The following is a 14,865-nucleotide window of genomic DNA, read 5'->3' on the forward strand; positions in this document are numbered from 1 at the left end:
AGTAATATTAGTTTGTATTGATTTAGCTTAGAAATTTAATTCAGTCCATAAAGACTTGTTTGCGTAATATTCTGAATATTGGCTGGGTCAATTTCAAACTGATATACAGCAGTAGAAGTAAAGGAGAACATATGGTCGCCATCGATGACGATATCAATCGCAGGGATCCCTGCAATTGTCTTGATTAGTGAAATGTTTTGTGGATTGGTTACGCCAAAGACCAAAATATCACTTTTATCACAAAGGAAAAGATAGTCATTGTAAAGGGCAATTCCTTTTGGTTCGACAAGGCTTCTTGAAGAGACCATAATTGGGTTTTTTATATCGGTTATATTATATACCAAGAGTTGGTTTTGCGCATTAGTATTACAAGTTGTGTTTGCATGTATGGTTACAAATGCATGGGTTGAGTTGGCTACAACAGGATCACAACCCGTAAAATGATTTGCCTGCGAAACATATTGAGGAACTTCTGCATTTTGTTCAATACTGTATATATACATGGCATTTGTAGATCCAATGAAGAGGTAATTTCCCATGGAAAATAGCGTTTCGATATTGAAGCCTATGTTAACATTATTTACCATTACTGGATTGGTCTGATCAGAAATATTAAAGACTTTTAGGTTCGATTGATCCACAGAATATAAATAGTTGTTTTTGAGAATAAATGTGGCCAATGAGCCTCCTTTACCATCAGCATTTTGAGCATTGGTGTTACTGATTTCATTGTTGTCACTGCATCCCCAGAATAGGGTGACGACTAACAAAATAATATACTTTTTCATCATTTTAGTTTTTAATTTTCCAACCGATAACGACTTGATCATTTGCAATATTTCCAATGCTTCCGTCTGGAGCCATCAAAGGAGGGAAAACATCTTTAATCCTTTTCAGTATTTCCACTTGTTGGGTAGAAGTATTAATTTGTAAAGCCACCAGATCGCGCGCTTGGTTGATATAGTAGACATTATTTCTAATCGCAACATCTGTAGAACCCAAAGCACGCAAAAAATAAATTTTTTGTGGCTGGGCAGGATTTGAGTTGTCAATAATATGGAAGCCTTTACGTTCGTCATTGACAAAAATGTTGGCGTCTTTGATATAGATTTTTGCATTTTTTGTGGTAGACACCGGAGTTTGAAGGCTGATGTTTTCCATATCCGCCCTTGTGACCACAATGGGTTCGTATATGGATGCAATCATTTCAGGCGGCTCCGTTCTCAACCACCAACAAGACTGGCATAAGAACATGCTAAGAACCAACAATAATATGTTAATTTTTTTCATTGTAATTTTTTTATTAAAGTTAAACTATTTTTATAATAATTTTGTTTTTTACAATCGATATCTTTTTTGAGTGTTCTTCTTAAAAATCAAAACATTCCGCTTGTTAATTCAAAAATATTTCATAATTTTGCAGTCCGAAAAAGTGGATTAAGTATTGTGAGTATCTAATTCACTTCTAATAATTAATGCTTCCACATTCATTATTTATTAATTTTTTAAACAAAAAAAATGGCTAAAAAAGTCTTTAAAATGGTAAAGCTCCAGGTGAAAGGAGGGGCAGCGAACCCTTCTCCACCAGTAGGTCCAGCTTTGGGTTCTGCAGGGGTAAATATCATGGAATTTTGTAAGCAGTTTAACGGAAGAACGCAAGACAAGCCGGGGCAAGTTTTACCTGTAGTAATTACAGTTTACGAAGACAAATCTTTTGACTTCGTTATCAAAACTCCACCAGCTGCAATCCAGTTATTAGCTGCTGCTAAATTGAAAAGTGGTTCAGGGGAACCTAACCGTAACAAAGTAGGATCAGTATCTTGGGAGCAAATCAAGCAGATTGCTACAGATAAAATGACTGACCTTAACTGTTTTACAATGGACTCAGCAATGAGTATGGTTGCAGGAACAGCACGTTCTATGGGATTGAAAGTAACAGGGACAAAACCTACTAACGCTTAATATCAAATCGAAATGGGAAAATTAACTAAGAAACAAAAGGAAGCGCAAGGTAAATTAGAAAAAGGAAAATTCTATAGCCTTAACGAAGCTTCTGCATTGGTAAAAGAAGTGAATACGGCCAAGTTCGATGCGTCTGTGGATCTTGCAGTGAGATTGGGTGTTGATCCAAGAAAAGCAAATCAAATGGTAAGAGGAGTTGTTTCTCTTCCTCACGGAACTGGTAAAGATGTTAAAGTTTTGGCATTGGTTACTCCAGATAAAGAAGCAGAAGCTAAAGAAGCTGGTGCTGATTATGTTGGACTAGACGAATATTTGGATAAAATCAAAAATGGTTGGACAGACGTTGACGTTATCGTTACTATGCCAGCTGTAATGGGTAAATTAGGACCATTGGGAAGAGTTCTTGGACCAAGAGGTTTGATGCCTAATCCAAAGTCTGGTACTGTAACTATGGAAGTTGGTAAAGCTGTTGCTGAAGTTAAAGCTGGTAAAATCGATTTCAAAGTAGATAAGTATGGTATTATTCATGCAGCTATTGGTAAAGTGTCTTTCGATGCTGATAAAATCAAAGATAACGCTCACGAACTAATCCAAACTCTAATCAAGTTGAAACCAACTGCTGCTAAGGGAACTTATGTAAAGAGTATCTATCTTTCTTCTACAATGAGTCCAGGTATTGCAATTGATACTAAATCTGTTAACTAAAATCTGAGACAATGAGAAAAGAAGACAAAGTAACTGTTATACAGGATATTAAAGATTTGTTGCAAGACGCTAAAGTTGTTTATGTAGCGGATTTAGAGGGATTGAATGCTGCTAAGACTTCAGATTTTAGAAGACAAGCATTTAAGACTGATATTAAAGTAAAAGTGGTAAAAAATACCCTTTTGCAAAAAGCAATGGAGCAAATGGATGTTGACTATTCAGAAATGTTTGTTTCTTTCAAAGGAAACTCTGCATTAATGATTGCTGAAACAGCTAATGCACCTGCAAAATTGATCAAAGACTTCAGAAAGAAGGATGAGAAGCCTGCACTTAAGTCAGCTTATGTACAAGAAACTTTCTACGTTGGTGACGAGAATCTTGAGGCATTAGCTAACATCAAGTCTAAAGAAGAAATGCTTGGAGAAATCATCGGATTACTTCAATCACCTATTCAGAGATTGGTTTCTGCTTTACAAAACAAGTCAGAATCTGGTGAAGCTCAAGCTGAAGAAGCTGCTCCAGCAGAAGAAACTAAGACAGAAGAAGTTGTTGCTGAAGCTCCAGCTACCGAAACTCCGGAAGCTAGTGCTGAAGAAACAGAAGCTCCTTCTGCAGAATAATTACACTCAAAAACAAATCATAATCAACAATTAAAAACATTATTAAAATGTCAGATTTAAAAAATTTAGCGGAAACGCTAGTAAACCTTACTGTAAAAGACGTTAACGAATTAGCTGCTATCCTTAAGGATGAGTACGGAATCGAGCCTGCTGCTGCTGCAGTTGTAATGACTGGTGGTCCTGCTGCTGATGCTGTTGAAGAAAAAACAGAATTCGATGTAATTCTTAAGTCTGCTGGTGCTTCTAAATTAGCTGTTGTTAAATTAGTTAAAGATTTAACTGGTGCTGGTCTTAAAGAAGCTAAAGATATGGTAGATGGTGCTCCTGCTCCAATCAAAGAAGGAGTTCCAAAAGACGAAGCAGAAGCTCTTAAGAAGCAACTTGAAGAAGCTGGTGCTGAAGTTGAATTGAAATAATTTTCAATTTTGAAATATAGAGCGCCTCAATTTTGAGGCGCTTTTTTTGTTTAGAAGTTTAGGATGTTAATCCAAAAAAAAACCTGATTCAACTGAATCAGGTTTTTTTGTAAAATATTAAAAAACTAGTATAGCCTTAATCCGCTTCTAGAACCAGAGGAAGCAATAACAGATTGTATTCTAGTTTTCTGACCAGCTGAAAACATATACATAGCAGCATCATCAACATAATCCATATAATTCATGAACATGATTGACCTAGATACTCCTGTACAAGTGTTGTAGACTGGATATGTTGGTTTTCCATAGTTAGCTGTTGTTTGAGTCGGAGTATCAGCAACCATATCGTTTCCGCAGTTGGTGTCTCCCCAGATGTGTCTTAGGTTAAGGTAGTGTCCCACTTCATGAGTGGTTGTTCTTCCAAGGTTGTAAGGCGCATAAGAAGTATTTCCAAAATATTTGGCGGCGATGACAACACCATCGTTCCATAGACCTGCAGATTCTGGGAAAGTAGCATATCCAAGGATTCCACCCATATCACCAACAACCCAAATGTTAAGATAGTGTGCAGGATCTGTCGCAGCAATACCTTTCGAAGCACTCTTCATAGCGTCATTAGTTCTCCATCTTCTTGTTGCAGTACTTTTTCTAACAGTGTTAACCAATCGGAATTTTACACCTGTGTTTCCAGCTGCAACGGATTGAAATTCCGCAGGGATTCTATTAATATCTGAATTAGTTGCACCAAAGTCATTATTGAGGGTTGCAATTTGACTAGCAATTTGAGAATCCGAAATATTTTCTGCAGCCGTGTTATACAGTACATTAACAACTACCGGGATCTCAATCGAACCATCGGCTAGGACTCTTCCTAATTTGAGGTCTTCCGCATAAATATCGGTTTGTTTTTCTATGTTGAGATACTTTTGCATCAGTGTCGGATTGTTTTTTAGAGCCTCTTGTCTTATCGTCTCTGAAGGGCAAGAACCTCGACTAGCAACTGTATTTTCAATAAGTTCGTCTTCTTGCTGAGTTACCGTGGTTTCTTCGTTGCTATTACATGCTGAGATTGCGATTAGTGCAATGGCTCCAAAAATAAATTTTTTCATAGTTCTATAATTTTTTTGTTAGCGAAAACGAATGTACAAATTAGATTTTATTTGGCAATGTATTTTTTTTTATAAAATTTTAAAAAACGTTATTCATTGTTCATTTTATTAGCCTGTATTTTATTAGTAATCTTTGCTTTGGGCTAATATGATGTAAATTATAAAATCCTTATAATCTATTATTGTAAGTTTAACTTTATGAATTTGAGACAATTTAAGCTAACTTTGGGAAGAAAATAATTCTCTATTATCATGAAAAAAATTCTCACATTGTTGTTAGTTGGAGTTTCAATTTTAGTTTTTTCCCAAAATACGATTAAAGTAATGTCTTATAATATTAGGCTTTCTCTCGAATCGGATAAAGAGAATTCATGGGATAACCGAAAGGCTGAAACTATGGCATTAATGAACTATTATCATCCTGACGTCATGGGTGTTCAAGAAGCAGTTCCCCAGCAAATGACTGAGATGAATAATTACCTGAAAGATTATAGTTCTGTGGGAGAGGGAAGAGATGATGGAGCTAACAAAGGAGAGTATTCTGCTATTTTTTTTGATAAGAATAAATTCAAACTGATTACATCGGGGACTTTTTGGCTTTCAGAGACACCTGAGAAGCCTTCTAAAGGTTGGGATGCTGCACTTAATAGGATTTGTACTTATGCTTTGCTAAAGTCCATTAAAGGAGGGAAAAAGATTTGGGTTTTTAACACCCATTTTGACCACATTGGAGTGGACGCACGGAAAAACTCAGCGAAGTTAATTCTGGAGAAAGTAAAGGAGTTTAACACTAAGAATTTTCCTGTCATTGTAATGGGTGATTTTAACCTGACAGAAACTGAAGAACCTGTTAAAATCCTTTCTGCAGCTATGGATGATACCTTTTATAAATCCGAAAAACCACATTACGGACCGAAGGGAACATTTCAGGCATTTGACGTGACTACACCTGCAAAAAATAGGATAGATTATATTTTTGTAAAAGGTTTGAAATCAGTATCCAATAGAACCATCAATGATAGGCGAGAAAACCTCTTGTATCCGTCTGACCATTTTCCGATTTTGGTTGAAATTAGATTATAAAAAAACCTTGACCTGCGGACAAACCTAACAAGCCAAGGCAAAAACACAAATGATGAAAAAAATTTTCGCTGCAAATAAACGTAAAAATTTTTGAATTATTATGTTAAATTTACATGAATATTATAATATTTTTTTTAACTCTCTGTAGGTCTGAATACTATTCCAGTTTCTTCGAAGAAATCCATCGTAATTCTTTCCCCATGATTCACTTTTCCGGCCAATATATCTTTCGATAATTTATTTAAAACTTCTTGTTGAAGCACTCTTTTTAGAGGTCTTGCTCCGAAAGCTGGATCATAACCTTTGTTGGTTAAATATTTTACAGCGTCTTCAGTAGATGTTAAAATAATTCCGTTTTTCTCTAACATTTTATTGAACCCTCTCAATTGGAATTCAACAATTTTTCCGATTTCTTTTTTGTTCAATGGTTGGAAGAGTACCACTTCATCAATTCTATTCAAAAACTCTGGACGAAGCGTTTGTTTTAAAAGTGTGAATACTTCTTCTTTCGTCTGGTCTAAAGTTTCAAAATCAATATTATCATCTTTATCTCGTTTAGCTTCATCAAATCTCTCCTGAATGATATGCGAACCTAAATTAGAGGTCATAATGATAATTGAATTTTTAAAATTCACCACTCTACCTTTATTATCAGTCAATCTTCCATCATCCAAAACCTGAAGCAAAGTATTGAAAACATCCGGATGCGCTTTTTCGATTTCATCTAAAAGCACTACAGAATACGGTCTTCTTCTTACCGCTTCGGTTAATTGTCCACCTTCATCATAACCCACGTATCCAGGAGGCGCTCCCACCAATCGTGAAACCGAATGTCTTTCTTGGTATTCACTCATATCGATTCTGGTCATATTATTTTCGTCATCAAAAAGATATTCTGCAAGGGCTTTTGCCAGTTCGGTTTTTCCAACCCCTGTGGTTCCCAAGAATAAGAAAGAACCGATAGGTTTTTTTTCGTCATTAAGTCCTGCTCTGTTTCTTCTAATCGCATCCGAAACCGCTTGTATCGCTTCTTCTTGTCCAACCACTCTTTTATGGAGTTCATCTTCTAGATGAAAGAGTTTATCTCTTTCGCTTTGTTGTAATTTGGTTACAGGAATTCCTGTCCATTTGGAAATGACTTCCGAGATGTTTTCTGCAGTTACTTCTTCTTTAATGAGTTCGTTTTCGTGATTTTGCATGGCGAGTTCCATTTTTTGTAACTCGTCTTCTTTTTCTCGAAGTTTTCCGTATTGTATTTCGGCTACTTTTGCATAATCTCCTATTCTGGAAGCACGTTCTGCCTCAAGTTTTAGAGATTCAATTTCTTTTTTAAGGAGGGTTAAATCCTCGGATTTTTGTTTTTCTTGCAGCCATTTTGCATTCAGTTCATTACGTTCTTCTTGCACTTTGGCAATATCCTCCTTTAAATGATCCATTTTGGTTTGGTTGCCTTCTCTGGAAATGGCCGCCAATTCGATCTCCATTTGCATAAGTTTACGATCCAAAACATCCAATTCTTCGGGCTTGGAATTAATCTCCATCCTTAGTTTTGCCGATGCTTCGTCTATTAAATCAATGGCTTTATCAGGTAAAAAACGATCGGTAATATATCTTTGAGACATTTCTACCGCAGCAATAATGGCCTCGTCTTTTATTCTAATTTTATGATGGGCTTCGTATTTGTCTTTGATTCCTCTTAAGATTGAGATGGCAGATTCTGTGTCGGGCTCTTCTACCATTACTTTTTGGAAACGCCTTTCTAACGCTTTATCTTTTTCAAAATATTTTTGATATTCATTCAAAGTGGTTGCACCAATTGCCCGTAATTCTCCTCTTGCTAATGCAGGTTTTAGAATATTGGCAGCATCCATTGCTCCTTCACCGCCACCAGCTCCAACTAAAGTATGGATTTCATCGATAAACAAAATAATTTGTCCGTCGGATTTTGTGACTTCATTAATCACTGCTTTTAATCTTTCTTCAAATTCCCCTTTGTATTTTGCCCCTGCAATTAAGGCACCCATATCCAAAGAATACAAGGTTTTGTCCATTAGATTTTCTGGAACGTCTCCAGAAATAATACGATGTGCAATTCCTTCTGCAATGGCGGTTTTACCAACACCAGGTTCTCCGATAAGAATTGGGTTATTTTTAGTTCTTCTGGACAAGATTTGAAGTACCCTTCTAATCTCTTCATCTCTTCCAATAACTGGATCTAGTTTTCCTTCTGCAGCGAGTTCGTTGAAGTTTTTAGCATATTTGGCTAAACTTTGATAAGTTTCTTCTGAGCTTGCAGAAGTCGCTTTGCTCCCTTTTCTTAATTCTTTAATTCCGCCTTCCAAAAGAGATTTGGTTACACCCATATCTTTTAACATTTTGGAAACTGGTGAACTTACTTCGATTAGAGACAACCACAAATGCTCAATGGTAACATATTCGTCGCCCATTTTTTTGGCAATATTAGGTGCGTCTAAAAGTACTTTATTTGCAGACTGCGAAAGGTAAATATTGCCACCTTCCACTTTAGGTAAAGCTTCAATGCTTTCGCGGTTTCTTTCTCTCACCAAGTTAGCATCAGCTTCGGATTTCTTTAATAAAAAAGTTGATATACTTTCATCTGTTTGGAAGATACCTTCCAACAAATGTTGTGGCTCTATGCTTTGGTTGCCAAATTCCATCGCAACTTGTTGCGCTTTTTGAATGGCCTCCTGAGATTTTACTGTATATTGATTTAAGTTCATATGATATTTATTTTGATATTCATGCCTCAAAAAGCATTCTAATTCAATTTTCATTAAAAAAATAAGTCAAAATTTCCGAATTTTATAAAATTTTAAATTCTTGTTGCGACAAATTTTCCGAACTGCGACAATTTATTTTAAAATTTCATGAGGATTAATGGCCTTTAAGGCTTACTGAATTCCATTGAGTCTTTTTATTCTTTTTTATAGTCAAATCTATTTAAAATGTCATGCTGACGAAGGAAGCATCTATGTAAACTATTAAGATTTAACTATACCTATAGGGATGGAAAGATTTGATTAAAGTACAGTCAGAAATTAATCCTGAGAAAAATCTTTCTCAGGATTTTTTATATATTTTGATTCAAAAAAAAGGAATCGTTTAATCGTCTTCTCCTTTCAGTTTTTCAGCATTTTCTGCCATAATAACTGCGTCCATCATTTCTTGGATGTCCCCATTCATGTAAGCATCAAGATTATAAATAGATTTGTTAATTCTATGGTCGGTTACCCTTCCTTGAGGGTAATTGTAAGTTTTGATTTTTGCGGAACGATCTCCTGTAGATACCATTGTTTTTCTTTGAGCGGCAATATCACCAACAACCTCTTGTAATTTGATATCGTATAATTTAGCTCTCAACATTTCCATAGCTAATTCCCTGTTAGCCAACTGGGAACGGGCTTGTTGACAGACCACGACAATTCCTGAAGGTTTGTGAGTAAGCTGTACTTTGGTCTCCACTTTGTTAACGTTCTGTCCACCTGCACCACCAGAACGAGAAGTCTGCATCTCGATATCTGCTGGATTGATTTCTACATCTACTTCTTCTGCTTCTGGAAGAACTGCAATCGTAATTGCTGAAGTATGTACTCTACCTTGAGATTCGGTTTCTGGAACCCTCTGAACACGATGTACACCAGACTCGAATTTCATAATTCCATACACGCTTTCGCCTTCCACTTTCATCACCAATTCCTTGTAGCCTTTCGAAGATTCAGAAGAGTCAGTTACTTCGTGCTTCCAACCTTTGGTTTTGAAATACATGGTGTACATTCTGTACATATCTTCAACAAAGATAGCAGCTTCGTCTCCACCTGTTCCCGCTCTTAATTCTAGGATAATATTCTTGTCATCGGCTGGGTCTTTAGGAATCAAAAGGAATTTGAGGTCTTCTTCCAATCCTGGAATTTTCTCTTGAGCTTCCATTTTTTCCATTTTAGCCAACTCAACCAAATCTTTGTCAGAGCCATCTGCAATAATTTCATCAGATTCTGCAATGCTATTTAAAGCAGATTTGTATTCATCAAACACTCTTACAATTTTTCCAAGATCACTGTATTCCTTGTTAAGTTGAGAATAGCGCTTTTGATCAGAGATAACGTCTGGCTGTATGATGAGGTCTGCAACTTCGTTGTAACGTTGCTTTATGGCTTCTAATTTTGGAATTAGGGATTTTGACATGTTGAAATTTTATGGGTGCAAAGATAACGAAATGACACTAAAGCGCAAAGTGCACATAATAAGTGTCATTACGTAAAATTGTAATAGTGGATTTTCAATTAATTCCTTGTCTTCAATATTCGAAAACAAAGGTCAGTTTTAATGAAGAATTTTTGGATGAATTTTTTCTTCGTATAACTTTAGATACAGTTTAGAAATCCTTGTTAAAACGGCTTGTATGTCTCGACTTTGAAGAAAAACACTGGTCTGAAGTACTCCTTCTTTGGTGCTTGGTTTCTCGGTGTTAATTGTCCTTATTTGGAGTTCTAATTTCTCATTAATATAGGCTCTCAGTAGATCTCTCATGTGTCTTACTTCCGCTAGGCTTTCGTTCTCAGGCTGTTCTAAAGAAACCAAAATAAGATTAAAGTAGTCGTACATTTTTGTATTTAGCGTACCAAGATCGTCAAGAAATTTTTGATCTGATATTTCATGAAGATTTTTGATATAAAACAAACTTTCGTCGCTTAATAATTTGGTTGATTGTACAAGATCTTCAATGAAATCGCTACTCAGTATCATGACTTCGGCCGCCTGTAAGTCGGAGGTTTTTAGTGATTTAAGTCTTTTGATACTTTGTTTTTTTAATTTTCTAGAGTGATCATCCAAGTCCTGAAGAATTTCGCTGGCATTAACCAATTGCACGGTATCACCCTGTATCAAACCTTGTAGAATAAGATTATAAGAGGTTGCGATTTCAGAGATATTGGTACTGACGAGTGATTTGTATTTTTCAATGATATTAAGGTCTTCTTGTTGTAGGATATCGAACTTGATATTACTTAATTTCGATTTTTTTTCGTTTTTGCTAAATCTTATTTGAGATGCGATTATAAATGCAAAGACCAAAGTAACAAGAATATACGTGCCTGGTTTTCCTCCTTTATAAAGAATTAAAGCAAAAATAGCAGAGATAAAAAATGCAATGGCTGCCGTAATAAACCAGCCTCCCACTACCGAGAGTACACCAGCAACTCTATAGACCGCACTATCTCTTCCCCAAGCTTTATCTGCAAGGGAAGACCCCATCGCTACCATAAATGAAACATAGGTTGTAGAAAGTGGTAGTTTTTGTGAAGTTGCCCAAGCAATAATTATCGATGCGACAACCAAATTGGTCGCTGCTCTTACCAGATCAAAAGCGGGAATGTCTTGAGTATTAATGGCTTCTTCCAGTTTTCTTTCTTTAAAGCTGGTGTTATATCGAGCGGAAACTGATGATGGAATGATGATTCCAAAGAACTTTGTTAGGATCAATGAGGAATTTACAATTCTACGAGAGATTGCATTTGGCTTAAATTTTTCTTCTCCTTCTTCCTGTCTTCCTAGGCTAACTTCAGTCTCGGTTACCTTCTTTGCCTTTGCGCTTAGCCAAACAGTCAAAGCCATTATGATACCCGCGATGAGTAACATGTAATTTGGGACAATAACATCGTTTCCAGCAAGATAATCCATATAGTATTCGTTGGCGGGAACACCAGATGATAGCCAGTTTTGGTAGGAGAGAAGTCCAGTGATAGGCACTCCTATAAAATTGACAAGATCATTTCCTGCAAAGGCCATTGCTAATGAAAAAGTTCCAGATATGACGACTACTTTTAGAGGATTAATTTTTACAAACTTTTGTAGAACGTAGAGTATTCCTGAGGAAACTACGAAGAGTACTCCTATAATCAGATAGGTTTGATCATGAATAAAGTTTTTTAGCCCTTCGTTAAGGATCGTTGTTCCCTTTAGTCCTTTAATTAATAAGAAGTAGATGATGGAAGTTATCCCTATTCCAGAGAATACAGCTCCAAACTTCTCGAGTTTACTTTCATATTGGAATGTGAAAAGTAATCTACAAAGATATTGAATAATGACTCCAGCGCTGAAGGCAATCAAAACAGAGAGAAATATTCCACTGACTATATTATTCGTGCTCTCGAAATTGATGTATTTCCAAATTGAATTAATGTTTTCGTTTTTGGACATCGTAAACAGGATTCCTGCCATCAAGGATGAGCCTAAAAGTTCGAAGACAATGGAGACGGTTGTCGAAGTTGGGAGACCTAGACTGTTGAAGATGTCCAATAAAATGATATCAGTCAACATTACCGCAAGAAATACAATCAAAATAATGTCAAATGTAAAATACTGCGGATAGAAGATTCCCTTTCGAGCGATTTCCATGATTCCGCTCGAGAAGACCGAGCCTACAATCATTCCAAGAATCGCAATGATAATAATTGTTTTGTAAGAAGCAACCTTAGAACCGATTGCAGAGTTGAGAAAATTAACCGCATCATTACTTACACCTACGATGAGGTCAACGGCCGCCAGAATGATGAGCAAGCCAATGACGAATACAAAGAAATCCATTTCGATGGTTTTGTTTCAAATTTACGAAATAGCTGGCGTCCAGAAGGTTAATGTTAACAAAACTTAACAAAACTTAACAAAAAAAAGCCGCTTCCAAAGAAGCAGCCGATATATATTATTTTGCTTTGACATTACTTTCCCAGAATTAAGGTGAGAAAGCAATACATCCCAATTAGTGATGTCCGTGATGAACGAAAGGACCGTTTCCTTTCGGTTGATCGTAGATAAGTTCTACACCTTCTTGTTCTCTAAGAGTTTTTCTTCTAACATCTTCTGGGTCGAAGGGTGCAGATTTTCCAAAATATTCCCAAAGTCCTGAAGTAAGCCACATTGGAATTACTACACCAAAGAACATAAAGATACACCAGAAACCTACTAGGAACATGATAAGAAAATATACAGTCCAAAGGAATTGGTAAAATGGCCAAAAGTCAGATAGAATAACTAGCATTTTTAGAAAATTTTAGCAAAAATAATTTATTTTATTGGTTTAAAAAAGTTTTGTGAAATGATTTTTGTAATTTAAAATCAATTTAAACTTCATAACTTGCTTATTGTTGTGAAAAATAGAACAACGCCTTCAAAGTTTCAAACTCTGAAAGCGTTAATTATTTTAAAATCTTTAGTGTGTTATTGAAGCAAAAAAGTCATTGCCTTTGTCATCTGTAATGATGAAGGCAGGGAAATTGATTACTTCAATTTTTCTTACGGCTTCCATTCCTAATTCTGGGAAATCAACCACTTCAACGGATTTGATATTTTCCTTCGCTAAGATCGCAGCGGGTCCGCCAATAGAACCAAGATAGAATCCGCCGTATTTTGCACAGGCATCAGTAACTTGTTTTGTTCTGTTGCCTTTTGCCAACATAATCATACTTCCACCGTTGGCTTGGAACACGTCAACATAAGGGTCCATTCTTCCTGCTGTTGTGGGTCCAAAACTTCCTGAAGGCATACCTTCTGGTGTTTTTGCAGGCCCTGCGTAATAGATTGGATGATTCTTGAAGTATTCTGGCATTGGTTTTCCGCTGTCCAAAAGTTCTTTGATTTTTGCGTGAGCGATATCTCTTGCAACGATTAAAGTTCCATTCAATTTTAATCTTGTCTTGATTGGATACTTGGAAAGTTCGGCTAAGATTTCTGGCATTGGACGATTAAGGTCAATTTCCACTGCTTTTTCAAGATGTGGAGGAGTAGCAGGAAGAAATTGTTGTGGATTTTCTTCTAATTGCTCAAGGAAGATTCCGTCTTTGGTAATTTTACCTTTGATGTTTCTGTCCGCAGAACAAGAAACGCCCATTCCAACTGGACAGCTTGCAGCATGTCTTGGCAAACGAATTACTCGCACATCATGAGTCAAATATTTTCCTCCAAACTGCGCTCCAATTGCACTCTCGTGACAGATTTTTTGTACTCTTGCTTCCCACTCGAGATCACGGAAGGCTTGTCCTCCTTCGTTACCTTCTGTTGGTAGATGGTCATAATAACCAGCACTTGCTTTTTTAACCGCAGCAAGATTGGCTTCTGCAGAAGTTCCTCCAATAACCAAAGCTAAATGATATGGTGGACAAGCAGAAGTTCCCAAATCCATGATTTTTTCGTGTACAAATTCGTCTAAACTTTTTTCGTTGAGCAAAGATTTTGTCTTTTGATAAAGGAAGGTTTTGTTGGCAGAACCTCCACCTTTGGCAAGAAACAGAAATTTGTAAGCATTACCCTCTTCCGAATAGATGTCAATCTGAGCAGGAAGGTTAGAACTAGAATTCTTTTCATCAAACATCGTTAGAGGAACGATTTGAGAATATCTTAAATTCTTCTTTTGATAAGTATTGTAGATTCCTTTGGAAATCCACTCAGCATCGTTAACACCAGTGTACACATTTTCACCTTTTTTGGCAACGCAAATGGCGGTTCCCGTATCCTGACATGAAGGCAAAGCTCCCTGTACAGCGACAGCAGCGTTTTCCAAAAGATTATAAGCAACAAAACGGTCGTTGTCCGTAGCTTCTGGATCGTCCAGAATATTTTTTAATTTTTGCAAATGAGTCGAACGTAACAAGAACGAAACATCAGCTAAAGCTTGTTCAGCTAAAAGTTCTAAACCTTTTGGGTCAACGGAAAGGATTTCTCTATTTCCGAGGGTCTCTACTTTTACGTATTCCGAAGTTAGTTTTTTGTATTGAGTGTCGTCCTTAAGAATAGGATAAGGTTCCTGATAATGAAATTCCATTGTTTGATTTTTTTGGTGTTTCAAATTTACGATAAATTGAATTTTTATTAAAATTAACCGATAGTAATTATTGATATTTAAAATCAGTCAAAACAAATAGATTTTCAACTTCTGAAATATGTTGAAAATTAGGATTG

Annotated in this window: 13 protein-coding genes; 5 read left to right on the plus strand and 8 right to left on the minus strand. The window is 36.3% G+C overall.

Annotated features, from left to right (window positions below; genetic code table 11):
* Positions 1-35 precede the first annotated feature (35 nt).
* Both AC4AGG_RS03305 and AC4AGG_RS03310 read right to left on the minus strand, forming a co-directional pair.
* On the minus strand, positions 36-788 hold the full coding sequence (locus tag AC4AGG_RS03305; protein WP_489770560.1) for an LVIVD repeat-containing protein: 753 nt from the start codon (positions 786-788) through the stop codon (positions 36-38).
* A gap of 4 nt (positions 789-792) precedes the next feature.
* The gene (locus tag AC4AGG_RS03310; RefSeq protein ID WP_489770561.1) at positions 793-1,290 is read right to left on the minus strand and encodes a hypothetical protein; all 498 of its coding nucleotides are present in this window, start codon (positions 1,288-1,290) and stop codon (positions 793-795) included.
* 228 nt (positions 1,291-1,518) lie between these two features.
* On the opposite strand from AC4AGG_RS03310, the gene rplK reads away from it, so the two are divergent.
* From rplK to rplL, 4 genes are read left to right on the plus strand one after another with little or no spacing between them, the layout of a single operon-like run.
* Positions 1,519-1,962 (plus strand): 50S ribosomal protein L11, encoded by a 444-nt coding sequence (gene rplK, locus AC4AGG_RS03315; RefSeq protein WP_489770562.1) that lies wholly within the window; start codon positions 1,519-1,521, stop codon positions 1,960-1,962.
* Positions 1,963-1,974: 12 nt separating this feature from the next.
* Positions 1,975-2,667: a 50S ribosomal protein L1 gene (gene rplA / locus AC4AGG_RS03320; RefSeq protein ID WP_489770563.1), complete on the plus strand. Its 693-nt coding sequence runs from the start codon at positions 1,975-1,977 to the stop codon at positions 2,665-2,667.
* A gap of 11 nt (positions 2,668-2,678) precedes the next feature.
* On the plus strand, positions 2,679-3,287 hold the full coding sequence (gene rplJ / locus AC4AGG_RS03325; protein WP_489770564.1) for a 50S ribosomal protein L10: 609 nt from the start codon (positions 2,679-2,681) through the stop codon (positions 3,285-3,287).
* Positions 3,288-3,334: 47 nt separating this feature from the next.
* Positions 3,335-3,703 (plus strand): 50S ribosomal protein L7/L12, encoded by a 369-nt coding sequence (rplL, locus tag AC4AGG_RS03330; RefSeq protein WP_489770565.1) that lies wholly within the window; start codon positions 3,335-3,337, stop codon positions 3,701-3,703.
* 125 nt (positions 3,704-3,828) lie between these two features.
* Here the strand turns inward: rplL and AC4AGG_RS03335 are convergent, their stop codons facing one another.
* Positions 3,829-4,812 (minus strand): zinc metalloprotease, encoded by a 984-nt coding sequence (locus tag AC4AGG_RS03335; RefSeq protein ID WP_489770566.1) that lies wholly within the window; start codon positions 4,810-4,812, stop codon positions 3,829-3,831.
* Positions 4,813-5,064: 252 nt separating this feature from the next.
* On the opposite strand from AC4AGG_RS03335, the gene AC4AGG_RS03340 reads away from it, so the two are divergent.
* Entirely contained in the window at positions 5,065-5,895 is an 831-nt protein-coding gene (locus tag AC4AGG_RS03340) for an endonuclease/exonuclease/phosphatase family protein (RefSeq protein ID WP_489770567.1), read from the plus strand.
* A 134-nt stretch (positions 5,896-6,029) separates the two neighbouring features.
* Here the strand turns inward: AC4AGG_RS03340 and clpB are convergent, their stop codons facing one another.
* The 5 genes from clpB to AC4AGG_RS03365 form a co-directional block, all read right to left on the minus strand.
* Positions 6,030-8,636 (minus strand): ATP-dependent chaperone ClpB, encoded by a 2,607-nt coding sequence (clpB, locus tag AC4AGG_RS03345; protein WP_489770568.1) that lies wholly within the window; start codon positions 8,634-8,636, stop codon positions 6,030-6,032.
* Positions 8,637-9,018: 382 nt separating this feature from the next.
* The gene (prfA, locus tag AC4AGG_RS03350) at positions 9,019-10,098 is read right to left on the minus strand and encodes a peptide chain release factor 1 (protein ID WP_489770569.1); all 1,080 of its coding nucleotides are present in this window, start codon (positions 10,096-10,098) and stop codon (positions 9,019-9,021) included.
* A 138-nt stretch (positions 10,099-10,236) separates the two neighbouring features.
* Complete coding sequence (locus AC4AGG_RS03355; protein WP_489770570.1) at positions 10,237-12,498, minus strand: inorganic phosphate transporter; 2,262 nt, start codon at positions 12,496-12,498, stop codon at positions 10,237-10,239.
* A 172-nt stretch (positions 12,499-12,670) separates the two neighbouring features.
* The gene (locus AC4AGG_RS03360; RefSeq protein WP_489770571.1) at positions 12,671-12,949 is read right to left on the minus strand and encodes a hypothetical protein; all 279 of its coding nucleotides are present in this window, start codon (positions 12,947-12,949) and stop codon (positions 12,671-12,673) included.
* A 171-nt stretch (positions 12,950-13,120) separates the two neighbouring features.
* The gene (locus AC4AGG_RS03365) at positions 13,121-14,728 is read right to left on the minus strand and encodes a fumarate hydratase (RefSeq protein ID WP_489770572.1); all 1,608 of its coding nucleotides are present in this window, start codon (positions 14,726-14,728) and stop codon (positions 13,121-13,123) included.
* Positions 14,729-14,865: the final 137 nt, after the last annotated feature.

The sequence above is a fragment of the Chryseobacterium sp. CG10_8 genome (genome assembly GCF_058117085.1).

Coding starts and splice junctions, on each gene's coding strand:
- prfA (WP_489770569.1), bottom strand. CDS start 10,098: ATGTCAAAATCCCTAATTCCAAAATTAGAAGCCATAAAGCAACGTTAC.
- AC4AGG_RS03305 (WP_489770560.1), bottom strand. CDS start 788: ATGAAAAAGTATATTATTTTGTTAGTCGTCACCCTATTCTGGGGATGC.
- clpB (WP_489770568.1), bottom strand. CDS start 8,636: ATGAACTTAAATCAATATACAGTAAAATCTCAGGAGGCCATTCAAAAA.
- AC4AGG_RS03340 (WP_489770567.1), top strand. CDS start 5,065: ATGAAAAAAATTCTCACATTGTTGTTAGTTGGAGTTTCAATTTTAGTT.
- AC4AGG_RS03335 (WP_489770566.1), bottom strand. CDS start 4,812: ATGAAAAAATTTATTTTTGGAGCCATTGCACTAATCGCAATCTCAGCA.
- AC4AGG_RS03310 (WP_489770561.1), bottom strand. CDS start 1,290: ATGAAAAAAATTAACATATTATTGTTGGTTCTTAGCATGTTCTTATGC.
- rplJ (WP_489770564.1), top strand. CDS start 2,679: ATGAGAAAAGAAGACAAAGTAACTGTTATACAGGATATTAAAGATTTG.
- rplL (WP_489770565.1), top strand. CDS start 3,335: ATGTCAGATTTAAAAAATTTAGCGGAAACGCTAGTAAACCTTACTGTA.
- AC4AGG_RS03365 (WP_489770572.1), bottom strand. CDS start 14,728: ATGGAATTTCATTATCAGGAACCTTATCCTATTCTTAAGGACGACACT.
- AC4AGG_RS03355 (WP_489770570.1), bottom strand. CDS start 12,498: ATGGATTTCTTTGTATTCGTCATTGGCTTGCTCATCATTCTGGCGGCC.
- AC4AGG_RS03360 (WP_489770571.1), bottom strand. CDS start 12,949: ATGCTAGTTATTCTATCTGACTTTTGGCCATTTTACCAATTCCTTTGG.
- rplK (WP_489770562.1), top strand. CDS start 1,519: ATGGCTAAAAAAGTCTTTAAAATGGTAAAGCTCCAGGTGAAAGGAGGG.
- rplA (WP_489770563.1), top strand. CDS start 1,975: ATGGGAAAATTAACTAAGAAACAAAAGGAAGCGCAAGGTAAATTAGAA.